The organism is Streptomyces sp. bgisy100 (assembly GCF_057709105.1).
The window spans coordinates 1-16,233 of record NZ_JBYITE010000067.1 but is presented as its reverse complement, the minus strand read 5'-3'; the positions used below and the strand labels follow the sequence as shown (position 1 = coordinate 16,233).

Here is a 16,233-nt window from a genome sequence, read left to right as displayed (position 1 = left end):
GCGGGGAGGGAGGAGGGCGAGCGTGCGTCTGCCCCTCCTGGCACTTCTGGCGAAGGGCCCCGCGCACGGATACGAGCTCAAGCAGGCTCTTGAGAAGCTTCTGGGCGCGGCGTACCCTCAGCCGAACGTCGGGCAGATCTACGTCACCCTCGGCAGGCTGGAGAAGGCCGGTCTCATCGAGGGCGAGGACGTCGCCCAGTCCAGCCGACCGAACAAGCGGATCTACCAGCTCACCGCCGCGGGGCGGGAGGCGGTGGAGGCCTGGTTCGACGAGCCGGCCGACGAGCCGCGGGTCCGGGACGAGTTCTTCATGAAGCTCGCCCTCGCCCCGCACTCGGGGGCGGCCGACCAGATCGCCCTGATCAACAAGCAGCGCCGGCACTACCTCAACACCATGCGCGACCTGTCGAAGCTGGCCGCGGCCGAGGACCGGGACAACCGGGTCGCGCAGCTGCTGATCGAGGGCGCGATGCTGCATCTGCAGGCGGATCTCGACTGGTTGGAGCGCTGTCAGGAGGAGCTGGAATGAGCCGCGACCGCCGGCGGCCCGCCGTGGAGCGGGCCGAGGCCGCCACCGGGGCGGCGGAGTCCGGCACGGCTACGGCTGCGGATTCGGGTACGGCCCCGGATTCGGCCACGGCCCCGGAGGCCGCCGCTCGTGCGGACACGGTGCCCCTCCTGCGGGCCGAGGGCCTGCACAAGACGCACCGTACGGACGGCGCCCCGGCTCTGGCCGTACGCGGCGCCGACCTGGTGGTGGAGCGCGGCGAGTTCGTCGCCGTGACCGGCCCGTCCGGCGCCGGGAAGTCCACCCTGCTCCATCTGCTCGGCGGGCTCGACCGGCCGGACAGCGGCAGGCTGTGGCTGGACGGCGAGCGCGTCGACTCCTACAGCGAGGCCCGCTGGGCCGTCCTGCGCCGCCGCAGCATCGGCGTCGTCTTCCAGTTCTTCAACCTGGTCTCCGACCTGACCGTGGCCGACAACGTCGAGCTGCCCGCGCTGCTGGCCGGCAGCTCGCCCCGGCAGGCCCGGGAGAGCCGGGCGGAACTCCTCGCCGAGCTGGGTCTGGAGGGCAAGGAGCGCAGCACCCCCGGCGAGCTGTCCGGCGGTGAGCAGCAGCGCGTCGCCCTGGCCCGCGCGCTGGTCAACCGGCCGAGTCTGCTGCTCGCGGACGAGCCCACCGGCAGCCTGGACAGCAAGGGCACCCGCGAGGTGCTGCGCCTGCTCACCCGCTACCACCAGCGCGGACAGACGATCCTGCTGGTCACCCACGACGCCCGGGTGGCGAGCACCGCGGACCGGGTGATCAGCTTCTTCGACGGCCGGATCGCCGACGACGCGCCGCTGGGCGCCGGGGCACGGCGCGGCGGCGGCGTCGCCGATGTGCTCGAACTGAAGGGCTGACCGGGATGCGGGCCACGGTGCGCCGGGTGCGCGCCGACCTCCGGCAGCACCGTGGCGAGGCCCTGTTCCTGGTGCTCGCCACCGCGGGCATCATCGTCTCCCTGCTGCTGGCGGGCGCGTTCCTGGCGTACGCGGCCAACCCCTGGCAGCGGGTCTTCACCCGGTCCGAGGGCGCCCACGTCTGGATCCACGCCAAGGCCGGGCCCGACGCCGGGCGGCTGGCCGGGCTCGACGGCGTCGAGCGGGCGGCCGGCCCGTACTCCACCGCGCAGGCCACCGCCGAACTCGGCGGCACCCGGGCGAGCCTGCAGCTGCGGGCCACCGGCCAGGAGCCGCCCGCGGTGGCCCGCCCGCTGCTCACCGGCGGGCACTGGCTCGACCAGTCCGAGAACGGCATCGTGCTGGAGAGCTCGCTGGCCCGCGCGCTGTGGGCCGAACCGGGCGACGCGCTCGGCGTGCGCGGCCCCGGCGGCACGGTACGGCTGCGGGTGGTGGGCGTCGCCGACAGCGCCGAACCGGCGTTCCGGCCGGGGGAGACCTCCGGCATCGGCTGGGTGCTCCCCGCCGCCCTGAACCGGGTCGAGCCCGACACGCACCGGCACGGCCGGACGATCGGGCTGCGCCTGGCGGATCCGGAGGACACCGACTACGCCGTCCAGCGGGCCGTCACCACGCTGGGCAGCGACCGGATCGCCCGGATCTCGACCTGGCAGCAGACGCGCGCCGACGCCGAGGGCGGGGACCGGGTGCTCGGGCTGCTGCTGGCCCTGTTCGGGCTCGGCGCCCTGCTCGCCGCGGCGCTCGCCGTGGCCGGGGCGATCGGCACCCGGATCCGCGGTCAGCTGCGCGACATCGCGGTGCTCAAGGCGGTCGGCTTCACCCCCGCCCAGGTCGTGAGGATGTTCCTGGTCGAGCATCTGGCGCTGGCGCTGCTGGGGGTGGGCTGCGGCGCGGTGCTCACCGAGACCCTGGGCGCCCGGCTGCCGGGCCGGACCGGCGAGGCGATGGCGCTCTGGCAGGACCTGCCGGAACACACCTGGGCGCCGTTCGCGATCTCGGCGGGGGCGGTGCTGCTCATCGCCGCGACCACCGCGCTGGCCGCCTGGCGGGCCGGGCGGGTCCCGCCGGTGCCCATGGCGCGGGCCGCGCAGCCGGCCGGGCGCCGGCTGCCGGGCACCGCGATCCGGGCGCTGGGCCTGCGGATCCCGCCCGCGCTGGTGCTCGGCTGGCGGGGCGCCTTCCACCGCCCGGCGCGCTCCGCGGCGGCCGTCGGCCGGCTGGCCGTACCGCTGCTGCTGATCACCGTGGCGCTGGGGGCGTGGACCACGCTGGACCGGTTCGAGAGCCACCCGGAGAAGGTCGGGCTCGCCGCCGAGCTCACCGCGCGGGGCGACGGCCTCGGCGACGCCGCGGTCCGCCGGCTGCTCACCGCCCGCCCGGAGGTGACCGCCGCCCACCCCGGCGCCGAGGTGGAGGCCCTGGTCCCCGGCCAGACGGGGACGATCACGCTGCGCGGCCTGGGCACGGCCCGGGACCCGTACCCGTTCACCGTCGCCGAGGGGCGTGCCGCCCACGGGCCCGACGAGGCGGTGGCCGGGCAGGGGCTGCTGGATCTGCTGAACGCCCGGGTCGGTGACTGGGTGCGGATGACGGTCGAGGGCAAGCCGCAGGTCCTGCACATCGTGGGGCGCAGCATCGAGCCCGAGGACGGCGGTCGGGTGATCTCCACCTCGATGGACACCCTGCGGGAGAGGGACGCCGCGCTGCGGCCGGACTTCTTCCATCTGGAGCTGACGCCCGGCGCCGACCCGGCCGCGGTGAGCACCGCGCTCGCGGACTCCGCGCACGGCCGGCTGGACGTCCGGCGGATCACCAACCCCGCGGACGGGCTCTCCGCCGTCCGGGGTGTGATCGTCGGGCTGGTCGCGGTGCTGGCCCTGATCGGTCTGGCCGAGCTGTCGACCACCATCGGCGCGGGGGTGCGGGACCGGCGGCGGGACCTGCTCGCCCTCCGGGCCATCGGGCTGACGCCACGTCAGATCATGGCGGTGATCGTCTCCGGTACCGGGTTCACCGCCCTGGCCGCCGCGGTGATCGGCACCCCCGCCGGAGTCCTCGCCGCGGACTGGCTGATCGACCTCCAGGGGCGGGCCAGCGGCATCGGCGCGGGCATCGCGGTACCGCCCCCGCCGGCGCTGCTGCTCCTGGTCGGGCTGGCCGCGGTGGCCGGGGCGGTCGCGGTGTCGGTGCTGCCCGCGGTGCGGGTGGTGCGGCGCCGACTGGTGGACACCCAGAGCGACGCGGTCTGAGACGGGGGGGCCGGGGCGGGCCGTCAGGGCTCGACGACGACTTCCTGGGCCGCCGCCGTCGCGTCCACGATCAGCTCGGCGTCGACCGGAACGTTCCGCTTCACCAGGGCCAGGGCGATCGGCCCCAGCTCGTGGTGGCGCGCCGAGGTGGTGACGAAGCCCAGCTGCCGCCCCTCCTCGCCGTCGGCCGCCAGCCGGACCGGAGCGCCGTGCCCCGGCAGCTTCACCTCGCTGCCGTCCAGATGCAGGAAGACCAGCCGGCGCGGTGGCTTCCCCAGGTTGTGGACGCGCGCCACGGTCTCCTGCCCGCGGTAGCAGCCCTTCTCCAGGTGGACCGCGGAGCCCAGCCAGCCGAGCTCGTGGGGGATCGTCCGGTGGTCGGTCTCCAGACCGAAGCGGGGCCGGTGCGCCTCGACGCGCAGCGCCTCCAGGGCCAGGACCCCGGCCGCCGGACCGTTCGCCGCCGCGAAGGACTCCAGCTCCGCACGGGGCAGGAAGAGATCCCGGCCGTGCGGGGTCTCCCGGACGGCGACGCCCTCCGGCGACTCGGTGATCGAGCCCGCGGGGAGGTGGACGACCGCGTAGTCGTCCGTTACGTCCTTCACCTCGACCCGGTAGAAGAACTTCATGCTCTCCAGGTAGGCGATCAACTCGCCCTGGGTGCCCGGCTCGACGTGCGCCCAGGTCGTCCCGCCGTCGTCCACCAGGTAGAGCGCGTGCTCGATGTGGCCGTGCGGGGAGAGGATCAGTGCCTCGGTGGCCCGGCCCGGGGGGAGCTCGCTGACGTGCTGGGTGAGCAGCAGATGCAGCCAGCTCAGCCGTTCCTCGCCGGTCACGGTGATCACGCCGCGGTGCGAGAGGTCCACGAAGCCGGTGCCGTCGGCGAGCGCGCGCTGCTCCCGGAACAGGTCGCCGTAGTGCGCGGCGACACCGTCGTCCGGTGCCTCGGCGGCGACGGCGCCGGGCAGGGAGAGCAGGGGGCTGGCGGGAGAGTGTGCCTGCATGCGTACCAGCCTACGGTCCGTCGTTCGACGCTCCGGCCGCGCGGTCGGTATCCGGGGGACCGGTTTCCGTGGCGGCACCGCCGGATGCGTCCGGGGCGGCGGAGGAGGAGCAGCCGGCGCACCGTCCGAAGATCGCGAAGTGCTTCAGATCCGTGTCGAAGCCGAAGGTGTCGCGCAGTTGGGCGGTGAACCCGGAGGCCACCGACACATCGGCCTCGATGACGTCACCGCAGTCCCGGCACACCAGATGCAGATGGTGGTGCCGGTCCGCCAGGTGGTACGTCGGCGCCCCGTGCCCGAGGTGGGCGTGGCTGACCAGCCCCAGCTCCTCCAGCAGCTCCAGGGTGCGGTAGACGGTGGAGATGTTCACCCCGCCCGCGGTGCGCCGCACCTCGGTGAGGATGTCGTCGGGCGTCGCGTGCTCCAGCCGGTCCACGGCCTCCAGCACGAGCTGACGCTGCGGGGTCAGCCGGTACCCGCGCTTCCGGAGGTCGCTCTGCCAGTCGGTGGTCACCACACAGCCAGTGTAGGAGGCGGCGGGCCGGGTGCCGCGCGCTACGACAACGGCTCCACCCCCGGGGACGGACGTCCCGCGGCGGATGGAGCCGTGCGGCCGCGGAGCCGAGCGCCCCGGGGGCCCGGGAAAACGGGGCCCGCGGGGACGCCCGTCCCCGTGCTGCGTGGTCTGCGTGCAGCCGTTACGTGCCGCCCGTCCACGTGCCGCGTGTCTACTTGAAGAAGGCGATGCCGTCGTCCGGCAGATCCTTGAGGTCCTTGGCCCACTCGCTCGGGTCGACGACCTTCTTCAGGTGCGCCGACATGTAGGGGCGCAGCTCGACCTCGGGGGTGGCCTTCTCGCCGACCCACATCAGGTCGCTCTTGACATAGCCGTAGAGCCGCTTGCCACCGGTGTACGGTCCGGAACCGGCGGTGCGGGCGACGGCGTCGGTGGCCAGGTCGATCTGCGGCTTCTGGTCGGCCAGCTCGCCGTACCAGACCTCGGCCACACCCTGGTCGCGGATCATCACGATCTCGACCTTGCGGTCCTTGTCGATGCGCCAGAAGCCGGACTCGGACTCCAGCGGGCGGACCTTCCTGCCCTCGCCGTCGAGCACCCAGGTGTGCGAGGTGTACTCGAGGAAGTCCCGGCCGTCGTGGGTGAAGGTCACCTCCTGGCCGAAGTTGCACTTCTCGTCACCGGGGAAGTCGAAGACACCCGCGCCTTCCCAGTTGCCGAGGAGGAAGGCGAGGGGGACGAGGTCCGGGTGGAGGTCGGACGGAATCTCGATCATGAGCTCAGGCGATCTCTAGGGAGCGGGAGGAGGCGCTGGTCAGCGCTGGCCCTGGTACAGCTTCTTCATGGTGAGGCCGGCGAACGCGACGACGCCCACGCAGACCAGGACCAGCAGGGTGATGAAGAATGCCTCAAGCACGAGCGCGCTCCTCGGGGGAGTGTGGTGGTACGGACCGCGGTCGAGTCTAGTCCGCGGCGGCGGGGCCGGTGCTGTGAGGTCCGCCCCGGTGCTGTGAAGTGTGCCGCTGCCCGAGCCGGCGGCGCTCCCGGGCCTTTCAGGGCCCGGGCGGTCCCGGCGGCGGCAGCTCTAGAGTGAGCACATGGCGAAGAAGCTCGTGATCAAGGTGACGGCCGGGGCCGACGCACCGGAACGGTGCTCGCAGGCGTTCACGGTGGCGGCGGTCGCCGTCGCCAGCGGGGTGGAGGTCTCGCTCTGGCTGACCGGTGAGTCCGCGTGGTTCGCGCTGCCGGGGAAGGCGGCCGAGTTCGAGCTGCCGCACGCCGCCCCGCTGCCCGACCTGCTGGACTCCCTCCTCGCCGGCGGCCGGGTCACCCTGTGCACGCAGTGCGCGGCCCGCCGGGAGATCACCGAGAAGGACACCCTGGAGGGGGTGCGGATCGCGGGCGCGCAGGTCTTCGTCAGCGAGTCCCTGGCCGACGACACCCAGGCGCTCGTGTACTGAGTCCCGGCCTCGGGTCTGTGACGGAGCGCCCCGGATGCTTCGGGACCGGGCCCGAGCCTCTTGCGGGGTCGGCCTCTTCCGGGCCCGGCCCCTTCCCCGGGCCTCTCGTGGGGCCGAGCCCCTTTCGGTCCCGCCCCGCGGACCGCGCCGTGACCCCGTCCGGAACCGCTGAGCCGGGCGGTCCGGGCTACGGGCGGTCGTCGTCGCTCAGGCCCTCGTCGCCGGGTGGCCGTCCGTAGTGCTCGAAGCGGCGCCAGCTGTCGTCCAGCGGCTCGTCGTCCAGCCAGCTGTCGTCCGGCACGTCCCACCAGTGGTCGTCCGGCTCCCGGCGGTTGGCGACGATCGCGGCGACCGGCGGAATCGCCATGGCCACGAAGCACATGCCGACGGCGGCCGGGACCGACCACAGGCGTACGACTCCCCAGGCCAGAACGAAGAGCCCCAGGCACAGCCCCATGAGGACGAAGTACCGGCGGCGTCGCCGTGCGTACATGTCTCCAGCGTACGGCGGCGGGGCGTCGAGGAGCAGGGCTCCGGCGGGCCACAGCGGTACGACAGGAGCCAGGGCACGCGGCGCGCCCGGACAGCACGGAGGGCCGCACCCCTGAGAGTCCAACCCCGGGGTACGGCCCTCCGGCCGCTGTGCGCCGTCGTCAGACGGCGATGGCGACGTCGGCCGCGGCGCCCTGCTGGGCGACGACCGTACGGTCCGCGGTGGCGCCCGGAACCAGGGCGCGCAGCGTCCAGGTGCCCGGGGCCGCGAAGAAGCGGAACTGCCCGGTCGCCGAGGTCGGGACCTCGGCGGTGAACTCGCCGCCGCCGTCGAGGAGGCGGACGTAGCCCGATACGGGCTCGCCGTCGCGGGTCACCGAACCCTGGATGATCGTCTCCTTGGCCACGTCAACTCCTGCCAGGTCCGGGCCGCCGGCTGTTGCTCCACACATGAGGTTGTCCTTCGGGTCGGGGGTCGGGGATCAGCTGTTGGCGCCGAGCTCGATCGGCACGCCGACGAGGGAGCCGTACTCGGTCCAGGAACCGTCGTAGTTCTTGACGTTCGCCTGGTCGAGCAGCTCGTGCAGGACGAACCAGGTGAGCGCGGAGCGCTCACCGATGCGGCAGTAGGCGATCGTGTCCTTCGACAGGTCGACCTGCTCCGTCTCGTAGAGCTTCTTGAGCTCGTCGTCGGACTTGAAGGTGCCGTCGTCGTTGGCGTTCTTCGACCACGGGATGTTGCGGGCGCTCGGCACGTGGCCGGGGCGCTGCGACTGCTCCTGCGGAAGGTGCGCCGGGGCGAGCAGCTTGCCGCTGAACTCGTCGGGGGACCGGACGTCGACCAGGTTCAGGTTGCCGATGGCCTGCGCGACGTCGTCGCGGAAGGCGCGGATCGAGGTGTCCTGCTCCTTGGCCTCGTACTGGGTCGCGGGGCGCTCGGGCACCTCGGCCACCAGGTCGCGGGAGTCGAGCTCCCACTTCTTGCGGCCGCCGTCGAGGAGCTTCACGCTGTCGTGGCCGTACAGCTTGAAGTACCAGTAGGCGTAGGAGGCGAACCAGTTGTTGTTGCCGCCGTAGAGGACGACCGTGTCGTCGTTGGCGATGCCCTTCCCGGACAGCAGCTTCTCGAAGCCCGCCCGGTCGACGAAGTCACGGCGCACCGGGTCCTGGAGGTCCTTCTTCCAGTCGATGCGTACGGCGTTCCGGATGTGGTTCTTGTCGTAGGCCGAGGTGTCCTCGTCGACCTCGACGATGACCACCTTGGGGTCGTCGATGTGGGCCTCGACCCAGTCGGCGTCGACCAGGACGTCGCTGCGGCTCATGTTTTTCTCCTCCGGGGCAGTTTCGGATGCGCGGGCTGCGGCTGCGCGCGGCGCGCGGTGGTGCAGGGGTGCGCGTCGGTGCGCGGCCGCTTCTGTGGAGCGGGGAGGCCCCAAAGGGCCTGGGAGAAACGGGAGTCGGGGCTCCGCTCAGAACGAGCGACAGAGCATGGCGGCGACACGGCACAGGTCGACTGCCCGCCGCTTCGTGAGATCCGCCTGTCGCTTCATGCGTCCGATCGTAAGGAGCCACGGGTGCGCATGTCACCGGCGTGTCGGATGCTGAGACGCGAATGCCCGCAATGTGGGACGCGGGGTCGGCGGATACTGTCCTGCCAGGCGGCCGGGGGTGAGCGGGGTCACGGCCGTCCGTCCGCCATCTGAGGTACGGACGGAGCTGTCTCGCTCTGTGGACACGTCGGGGCCGGGGTGGCCGTCCGGGAACCCCGGTGGCGCGTCGGCCGCGGCGGGGTGCGGGGCTGTTCGGTGCCGGTGTGCCGGCTGGGGGCCGGAGCCCGTCGGTTCGCCCGCCGGCGGTTCGCCCACCGTCAATGGGCCCGTCGGCGGTGGGCCCGCCGTCGGTGGGCCTGTCGGCGGGGCATCCGCCGGTCAGGGGCTCCGGCGGATGCGGCTGCAGCTGCTCAGCCCGCCAGTTCGACCTGACGGCCGACCACGGATACATCGACACCGTCCTGGGTCGTGACGACCTTGTCCAGTTTCATGCCCTCGGGCAGGCCGTCGATCTTGCGGTCGAAGTCGATCTTCCCGCGGACCAGATTCTCCAATCCGGGGATACCGGCACCGGGGATGTCGTCGGCGTGCAGCCGGATCGTGTCGTCGCCGGTGACGCTGACCGTGCTGAGGACGCTGCGCTTGACGGTCCGGCCCAGGATCGAGACCCCGGCGGTGACCTTGACCTGGCTCTTCCCCGCCTGGTCGCGGCCGCCGTAGCTGACGGCGACTCCCTCGCTGGAGGCCTGGGACAGGTCGTCGTAGCCGAGGTGTGCGGACCCGGTCGCCGAGTCGGCCACCGCGGAGGAGAAGGAGTCGTTCAGCTTCACGTCGCGCAGCTCGGCGGTGAGGCGGCTGATCCGCAGCGACCGGCCCGCCGAGCTCGCCGTGACGCCGTTCATGGTCACGTCGACCTCGTCGAGTTCCCTGCTCAGCGCCTGCGTCAGGAACGGAAAGCCCTTGATCGAGACGTCCGGGGTCTCCGTGAGGCCCTCGCTGCTCTTGATCTTGTCCGCCGCCTCGGACTCGGCCATGCCGACCGCGAGTCGGTCGGCCGCCACGAACAGGCCCCCCAGGACCACGGCGACGATCAGCAGTATTCGCAGTGCACGCATCCGACTGGCTCCCCCACCCTTTCGATCAGACCCCGTTGCCCAGTGAGCCTAACCGGCCGGTGATCCGATCGTGGCCGATCACCAGATTGCGGGACCAGTCCACCCGGAACACCCGGAACGTCAGCAGTCCCCCCGGATCGCCCGGAGGCCGAGCGGACGGGCCGGCTCCGGAGCGCTCGATGGTGCGGGCCCGGGCCCCACGAGCGGGCCCGGGCCCGGAACGCGCGTGGTGACGTTCGCCCGATGACGCGGTTCCGGCTGTCGGTGCGGTTCAGCCGAGGGCGCGGCCCAGCACATAGACGGCGGGCGCGGCGAGCGTCAGCGGCAGCGCCACTCCGGCGGTCAGGTGCACGAAGCGGGACGGGTAGTCGTAGCTCGCCACCCGCAGGCCGATCAACGCACACGCCCCGGCCGCCGCACCGAGCAGCGCCCCGCCCGCCCCGAGGCCCGTCAGGGCTCCGGCGGCGGCTCCGGCGCCCGTGGCCGCGGCCAGGGCGGCGGCGGGGGCGACCCGCGACGGCAGCGGCAGCGCACGGGTGACCACGGCGACGGCCACCGCGACGGCCCCCACCACGACGGCGTCGCCGGACACGGCGGCGGCGGCGAGATGGCCCGCGGCCAGCACGGTGAACGCCGAGGACGCCACCCCGGCCGTCAGCGCGTACAGCCGCTCGTCCGCCGAACTCCGGTTGCGCAGCTGGAGGACGAGCACCAGCAGGCACCAGACGCCGAGCGTCCCGAGTGCCACCGTGGGGGCGTCCCCGCGCTCGGTGGCGAGCAGCGCGATGTCCGTGACCAGGCCGCCGGCGAAGGCGAGCGCGATGCCCTGCCGGGCGGGCCACATGCCGTTCAGCCGGTACCAGCCGGCCGCGGTCCCGGCCTGCAGCAGCACGACGGCGAACGCCAGTGCCGGGCGGGCCAGCGCCCCGGTCAGCGCGATCAGCGCGGCGAGGCCCGCAGTCAGCAGGGCCGACTCCATGCCGGGCGGAATGATCGGTGACGCGCCGGCCGCGCGGGCCCGCTGCGCCGGGGTCAGGCCCGGGGTCTCCACGGTCCGTACGGCGCCGCGCGGCCCGTCCGCGGGGCGACGGGCGTCATCCGCGGCGTCGGAGCCGTTCCTGCCCGCCGTGTGCGGCCCGTCCTGCCGGCTCCGGCCGGCTGCCGGGTGCCCGCCGGCGGCCGGCGGCTGCGGCACCGGGCCGGTACGGGGAGCGCCGCGGTGACCGGCGCCCGCCTGTCCGGTGGGCTGCTCCGGCGGCAGCGGCCCCGGGGCCGGACCCGGGCCCGGACCTGGACCCGTGACGGGCAGATACGCGGTCTCCTCGGACGCGGAACTCGGCGGCGACTGCTGCTGGTACGGGGAGTCGCCCGCCCCGGCCTCCTGGTGCGTCAGCCCCTGCCAGACCTGGGTCGGCGGGGCCTCGCCGGGGTGTCCGGCCGACCAGCCCGCCGAGCCCTGGGACGGCTGCGGCGACTGCTGCCAGGCGGCGCCCTCCGTTCCGCCCGGCGCGTGCGGCGGCGAGCCCTGCGGATTCCGCCGGCCGTACGCGCCCTGCGGGCCGTGCTGCCCCTGCGGCCCCGGCGAGGGCGGCGGGCTCTGCGGCGCGGGCGGGCCGGGATGGCCGTAGGCGCCCTGCCGGGTGCCCGGCGCTTGCCGCCCGCCCGGCATCTGCTGGCCCGGCGCCTGCTGGCCCGGCGCCTGCTGGGCGTGCGGTGTCTGTGGGGCATGCGGCGTCTGCTGGGCGTGCTGGGCGTGCGGCGCTTGCTGGGCGTGCCGACCTTGAGGGGGCTGCGGTGCCTGCGGTGCCTGCTGGGCGTGCCGGCCTTGCGGTGCCTGAGGGGCGCCGTGCCGGCTGGGACGGCCGTGCCGACCCTGACCGCCCTGCCCGCCGTGCGTCGGGTACGCGCCCTGCTGTGGGGTCTGCTGGTGCAGGTTCTGCGCGGGCTGCGGTGTCTGCGGTGCCTGCGGGGTGTACGGGCCCTGCGGCTGCGCCGGGTACGGGGTGTGCCCGGACTGCCCGCCCTGCCCGGCGTACCCGGGGTGCGCGCCGTGGTGCGGCCCGGCCTGGGGCGGCTGAGTGCCCTGGGGCTGCTGGGGCTGTTGCGGGTGCTGGGCCCGGGGCGGCTGCTGATGCGCGGCCTGCGGGTCCCGGGGTGTTCCGTACGGGTCGTAGTAGGCGTGGCGCGGCTCGTACGGCCCGCGATGGTCCTGGGGGTCGTGCGGCGGCTCGTACGGGCTCGGCGGCTCGTACGGGCTGTGCGGCTTGTCGCTCATGGTGTGGAGCTCACCCTCCTGCGAACGGCGGGAGCACTTCGACCGTGCCGCCCTCGGTCAGTGTCACCGTCTCGTGGCCCCGGGTCCCCACCGGGTCGCCGTCCACCAGGAACGAGCAGCGGAGCAGGACCCGCGCGAACTCCGGGTTCCCGGTGTGCCGCTGCCGGGCCGCTCCGAGCGCCTCGGCGAGGGTCGCCGCGTCGTAGCTCTCCGCGCCGGTTCCGGCGGCGGCCTTGGCGGCGGCCCAGTACCGGATCGTGCCGTGCGGCCGGCGCGCTCCGTCCGAACCGCTGGTGGCCACGGCCGCGTTCCCGTCCGGTGCGGCCTGGGCTGCGCCCATGGGGGCTCCTGTCCTCGTTCCGTCGACGGCGTCCCTCGCGGGCGCCGCCCTCCATGATGGCGGGTACCGGTCGGCAGGCGTCGATCGCGGGGGCCGGACGGCAGGCGTCAGCCGTTCGGCGCAACCGGGGTCAACGGGTCCGGCACGGGCGCGGCACGGGTCCGGTGCGAGTGCGGCCCGGGTCCGGCGTCCGCCCCGTCGGCCCCGTGCCCGCCGCCCCCGTCGGCCCCGTTGACCCCGCCGTCGGCCCCCGTCGCCACCGGTGTGCCGGACCCCGCCGGCCCCCGCCAGCCCCCGGTGCAGCCGGACCCCGCCGCCGGCCCCCGGTGCAACCGGGCCGCGCCGACCGGCCCCTCGGCGCGCCGGTCCCGTCGGCCCCCGTCGGGGCCGGCTCCGTCAGCCGGCCTCCGGCGCGGGCCGGGCCCGCCGCGTCCAGTCGCCGATGCGGGCCAGCAGGGCGTCGTCGGCCGCGTTCTCCGCATGGCCGAGGCCCGGTTCGATCCACAGCTCAGCCGCGCCGCTCGCCGCCCCGGCCAGCGAGTGCGGGTGGTCCAGCGGGAAGTACGGGTCCTGGTCGCCGTGGACGATCAGCAGCGGGACCGGGGCGATGTGCGGCACCGCGCCGACCGGTGAGAGCGGCTCGGGGTTCCAGTCCTCGGGGTGGATCCGGGTGCGCAGCCCGAGGCGTCCGATCAGCCGGCCCGCAGGGCGGGTGACGACCCAGTGGAGCCGCCGCATGGGCGCGGTGCCGCGGTAGTACCAGCGCGCGGGGGCGCTCACCGAGACGACCGCATCGGCGTGCGCATCCGTGCGCCCCGCGTCCGGAAGTCCATTCAAGGGCCCGTTCAGTGGCCCGTGCGGGGACGCGCTCATGGGCCCGTGCAGAGGCCCCTTCAAAGGCCCGTGCAGCGACTCGTGCAGCGGCTCGTTCAACGGTTCCCGGAGCAGGCCGCCCGGGCGTGCCGCGGCTGCCGGTCCGGGGCCGTCGGGGCCCGTTCCGGGGCCGTCGGAGCCCGTTCCGAGGCTGCCGGAGCCCGTTCCGGGTCCGTCGGCGGTCGGTCCCGGGCTGGCGGCCGCCGCCCGTCCGAGGCCGTGCGGGCCGTACAGGGCGGCGTGCCGCAGGACCACCGAGCCGCCCATCGAGAAGCCCACGGTCGCCACCCGGGTGTGGCCCAGCGACCGCGCCCAGCGCACCGCCGCGGCCAGGTCGAGCACCTCGCGGTCCCCGAGCGTGGACCGGCCGCCGGACCGGCCGTGCCCCCGGAAGGAGAACGTGATCACCGTCGCGTGCCGGGCGAGCTCCCGCGCCGCCCGCCGGACGGCCGGGCGGTCCAGGGCCCCGGTGAAACCGTGCGCGACGACGATCGCCGGGCGGTCCGCGGGAGCCGCGAAGCCCAGCCCCGCAGGGCCCTCCGCCGGACCGTCGGCGGTGGTGCCCGCCCCCGTGAGCGGCCCGGCGAACGGGGTGCGGGCGGCCTCGATCCGCACCCCGTCATCGGTCCGCAGCCAGGTCCGGAGCGGGTCCGCGGGCCGGCCGCCGGGGATACGCGAGGTGATCGAGGGAACACGGGAACGTGACCGCGCGGCCTCGGAACCGGAGCTCATGTGGGCTATTCTGCTGGGAGAGGATCCGGGCAGCGACGCCCCCGGGTCCTTTCGTGCTTTCAGGAGCCCGCCCGCGCGGCGCGGCGCGGACGGGCTCCAGGGAGCAGGACCGTACGAAGCAGTGCCGCCAACTCCCCCCGTGCTCGAACGCCCGGGGTGCCCCGTCGCAGGGACCGAGGAGGATCCGACGTAATGGGCGAGCGAAGCGTGCAGGACCGTACCATCCGGACATACGGCTTCTTTTTCCGTGACCTTGCGGATTCCCTGACCGAAGGGAGCATTCGATGAGCTCGCTGCTGCTCCTCACGAATGCCCTCCAGCCCTCCACGGAGGTGCTCCCCGCGCTCGGCCTGCTGCTTCACGGCGTACGGGTGGCCCCCGCCGAGGGCCCTGCCCTCGTCGACACCCCGGGTGCCGACGTCATCCTGATCGACGGACGGCGGGACCTCCCCCAGGTGCGGTCGCTCTGCCAGCTGCTGCGCTCCACCGGCCCCGGCTGCCCGCTGGTGCTGGTCGTGACGGAGGGCGGGCTCGCCGCCGTCACCGCCGACTGGGGAATCGACGACGTCCTGCTCGACACGGCCGGCCCGGCCGAGGTCGAGGCGCGGCTGCGGCTGGCCATGGGCCGCCAGCAGATCACCACCGACGACAGCCCGATGGAGATCCGCACCGGTGACCTCTCGGTCGACGAGGCCACCTACAGCGCCAAGCTCAAGGGGCGGGTGCTGGATCTGACCTTCAAGGAGTTCGAGCTGCTGAAGTACCTCGCGCAGCACCCGGGCCGGGTGTTCACGCGGGCGCAGCTGCTCCAGGAGGTCTGGGGCTACGACTACTTCGGCGGCACGCGGACGGTCGATGTCCATGTGCGGCGGCTGCGGGCCAAGCTCGGTCCGGAGCACGAGTCGCTGATCGGCACCGTCCGGAACGTCGGCTACCGCTTCGTGGTGCCGGAGAAGGTCGAGCGCGCCGCGGAGGAGGCGAAGAACAAGGCCGCCTCCGACGCCGCACGGCCGGCGGAGGGCGCCGGCGGCGCGCCGGGACGCGGAAATGTCCGGGAGAGTGTGAAAGCCGGTTCCGCGCGACCGGCCGAGAGCTGAGTCACCCCGCGTAGACTGCCGCGCGTGGCCAAGGTGACGCGTGATGATGTGGCAAGGCTGGCGGGGACTTCGACCGCCGTTGTCAGCTACGTCATCAACAATGGACCCCGGCCGGTCGCCCCGGCCACGCGCGAGCGTGTCCTCGCAGCGATCAAGGAGCTCGGCTACCGGCCGGACCGGGTCGCGCAGGCCATGGCGAGCCGCCGGACCGATCTCATAGGGATGATCGTCCCCGACGCGCGGCAGCCGTTCTTCGCGGAGATGGCCCACGCGGTGGAGCGGGCGGCGGCCGAGCGCGGAAAGATGGTCCTGGTCGGCAACTCCGACTACCTCGACGAGCGCGAGGTGCACTATCTGCGGGCGTTCCTCGGCATGCGGGTCTCCGGGCTGATCCTGGTCAGCCAGGGCCCCAGCGAGCACGCCGCCGCGGAGATCGACGCCTGGGACGCGCGCGTGGTGCTGCTGCACCGGCGGCCCGACGCGATCGACGACGTCGCGGTGGTCACGGACGACGTGGGCGGGGCGCAGCTCGCCACCCGCCATCTGCTGGAGCACGGGCACGCGTACGTGGCCTGCCTCGGCGGCGTGGAGGAGACCCCGACCACGGGCGACCCGGTGACCGACCACATCGAGGGCTGGCGGCGGGCCATGCGGGAGTCCGGCCGCTCGGTGGAGGGGCGCCTGTTCCAGGCCCCGTACAACCGCTACGACGCCTATCTCGTGGCGCTGGGACTGCTGGCGGGCCCGTACCGGCCGCCGGCGATCCTGTGTGCCACGGACGACCAGGCGATCGGGGTGCTCCGGGCCGCGCGGGAGCTGCGGATCGACGTACCGGGCGAGCTGGCGGTCGCCGGCTTCGACGATGTGAAGGAAGCGGCGCTGACCGACCCGCCGCTCACCACCGTGGCCTCGGACCGTCCGGCGATGGCCCGTGCGGCCGTGGACCTGGTGCTCGACGACGGGCTGCGGGTGGCCGGTTCGCGACGGGAGCGGCTGAAGCAGTTCCCGTCGGCGCTGGTGATCCGGAGGTCGTGCGGCTGCGGCTGACGTCCGCGGCGGGGCGGC

Annotated in this window: 17 protein-coding genes; 6 read left to right on the top strand and 11 right to left on the bottom strand. The window is 74.3% G+C overall.

All coding sequences use genetic code 11. The features are described from left to right. Positions 1-22: 22 nt before the first annotated feature. From AC3EQ1_RS29070 to AC3EQ1_RS29060, 3 genes are read left to right on the top strand one after another with little or no spacing between them, the layout of a single operon-like run. Positions 23-529: a PadR family transcriptional regulator gene (locus AC3EQ1_RS29070; protein WP_388852684.1), complete on the top strand. Its 507-nt coding sequence runs from the start codon at positions 23-25 to the stop codon at positions 527-529. Next, positions 526-1,404, top strand: coding sequence for an ABC transporter ATP-binding protein (locus AC3EQ1_RS29065; RefSeq protein WP_432097304.1), 879 nt, complete (start codon positions 526-528; stop codon positions 1,402-1,404). The genes AC3EQ1_RS29070 and AC3EQ1_RS29065 overlap by 4 nt, the downstream gene beginning before the upstream one ends. 5 nt (positions 1,405-1,409) lie before the next feature. Beyond that, positions 1,410-3,713, top strand: coding sequence for an FtsX-like permease family protein (locus AC3EQ1_RS29060; RefSeq protein ID WP_432097303.1), 2,304 nt, complete (start codon positions 1,410-1,412; stop codon positions 3,711-3,713). Positions 3,714-3,736: 23 nt separating this feature from the next. Here the strand turns inward: AC3EQ1_RS29060 and ygfZ are convergent, their stop codons facing one another. The 3 genes from ygfZ to AC3EQ1_RS29045 all read right to left on the bottom strand — a co-directional run bounded on the left by ygfZ (position 3,737) and on the right by AC3EQ1_RS29045 (position 6,009). Then, a complete protein-coding gene (ygfZ, locus tag AC3EQ1_RS29055; RefSeq protein ID WP_432097302.1) occupies positions 3,737-4,717 on the bottom strand; it encodes a CAF17-like 4Fe-4S cluster assembly/insertion protein YgfZ in 981 nt (326 codons plus the stop codon). Positions 4,718-4,727: 10 nt separating this feature from the next. Continuing rightward, positions 4,728-5,234 carry a Fur family transcriptional regulator gene (locus AC3EQ1_RS29050; protein WP_432097301.1) on the bottom strand — a complete coding sequence of 169 codons (507 nt, stop codon included), beginning with the start codon at positions 5,232-5,234 and terminating at the stop codon, positions 4,728-4,730. Positions 5,235-5,445: 211 nt separating this feature from the next. Then, a complete protein-coding gene (locus AC3EQ1_RS29045) occupies positions 5,446-6,009 on the bottom strand; it encodes a heme-binding beta-barrel domain-containing protein (RefSeq protein WP_432097300.1) in 564 nt (187 codons plus the stop codon). A gap of 322 nt (positions 6,010-6,331) precedes the next feature. On the opposite strand from AC3EQ1_RS29045, the gene AC3EQ1_RS29040 reads away from it, so the two are divergent. After that, positions 6,332-6,694, top strand: coding sequence for a DsrE family protein (locus AC3EQ1_RS29040; protein ID WP_432097299.1), 363 nt, complete (start codon positions 6,332-6,334; stop codon positions 6,692-6,694). 187 nt (positions 6,695-6,881) lie between these two features. On the opposite strand, the gene AC3EQ1_RS29035 is transcribed toward AC3EQ1_RS29040, so the two are convergent. From AC3EQ1_RS29035 to AC3EQ1_RS29000, 8 genes are all read right to left on the bottom strand, one after another. After that, a complete protein-coding gene (locus AC3EQ1_RS29035; RefSeq protein ID WP_432097298.1) occupies positions 6,882-7,187 on the bottom strand; it encodes a DUF3099 domain-containing protein in 306 nt (101 codons plus the stop codon). 160 nt (positions 7,188-7,347) lie between these two features. Next, positions 7,348-7,638 (bottom strand): DUF1416 domain-containing protein, encoded by a 291-nt coding sequence (locus AC3EQ1_RS29030; RefSeq protein WP_351515628.1) that lies wholly within the window; start codon positions 7,636-7,638, stop codon positions 7,348-7,350. A gap of 30 nt (positions 7,639-7,668) precedes the next feature. Next, positions 7,669-8,508 carry a sulfurtransferase gene (locus AC3EQ1_RS29025; RefSeq protein WP_432097297.1) on the bottom strand — a complete coding sequence of 280 codons (840 nt, stop codon included), beginning with the start codon at positions 8,506-8,508 and terminating at the stop codon, positions 7,669-7,671. 147 nt (positions 8,509-8,655) lie between these two features. Next, the gene (locus AC3EQ1_RS29020) at positions 8,656-8,736 is read right to left on the bottom strand and encodes a putative leader peptide (RefSeq protein ID WP_351515640.1); all 81 of its coding nucleotides are present in this window, start codon (positions 8,734-8,736) and stop codon (positions 8,656-8,658) included. A gap of 410 nt (positions 8,737-9,146) precedes the next feature. Further along, on the bottom strand, positions 9,147-9,851 hold the full coding sequence (locus tag AC3EQ1_RS29015) for an LmeA family phospholipid-binding protein (protein WP_432097296.1): 705 nt from the start codon (positions 9,849-9,851) through the stop codon (positions 9,147-9,149). Positions 9,852-10,122: 271 nt separating this feature from the next. After that, entirely contained in the window at positions 10,123-12,126 is a 2,004-nt protein-coding gene (locus tag AC3EQ1_RS29010; protein WP_432097295.1) for a hypothetical protein, read from the bottom strand. Between the two features lie 10 nt (positions 12,127-12,136). Next, the gene (locus AC3EQ1_RS29005; RefSeq protein ID WP_432097294.1) at positions 12,137-12,466 is read right to left on the bottom strand and encodes a MoaD/ThiS family protein; all 330 of its coding nucleotides are present in this window, start codon (positions 12,464-12,466) and stop codon (positions 12,137-12,139) included. A 396-nt stretch (positions 12,467-12,862) separates the two neighbouring features. Beyond that, positions 12,863-14,080, bottom strand: coding sequence for an alpha/beta fold hydrolase (locus AC3EQ1_RS29000; protein ID WP_432097315.1), 1,218 nt, complete (start codon positions 14,078-14,080; stop codon positions 12,863-12,865). A gap of 275 nt (positions 14,081-14,355) precedes the next feature. On the opposite strand from AC3EQ1_RS29000, the gene AC3EQ1_RS28995 reads away from it, so the two are divergent. Both AC3EQ1_RS28995 and AC3EQ1_RS28990 read left to right on the top strand, forming a co-directional pair. Continuing rightward, on the top strand, positions 14,356-15,168 hold the full coding sequence (locus tag AC3EQ1_RS28995; RefSeq protein ID WP_432097293.1) for a winged helix-turn-helix transcriptional regulator: 813 nt from the start codon (positions 14,356-14,358) through the stop codon (positions 15,166-15,168). Positions 15,169-15,192: 24 nt separating this feature from the next. Continuing rightward, entirely contained in the window at positions 15,193-16,215 is a 1,023-nt protein-coding gene (locus tag AC3EQ1_RS28990; protein ID WP_432097292.1) for a LacI family DNA-binding transcriptional regulator, read from the top strand. The last annotated feature ends 18 nt before the right edge of the window (positions 16,216-16,233 follow it).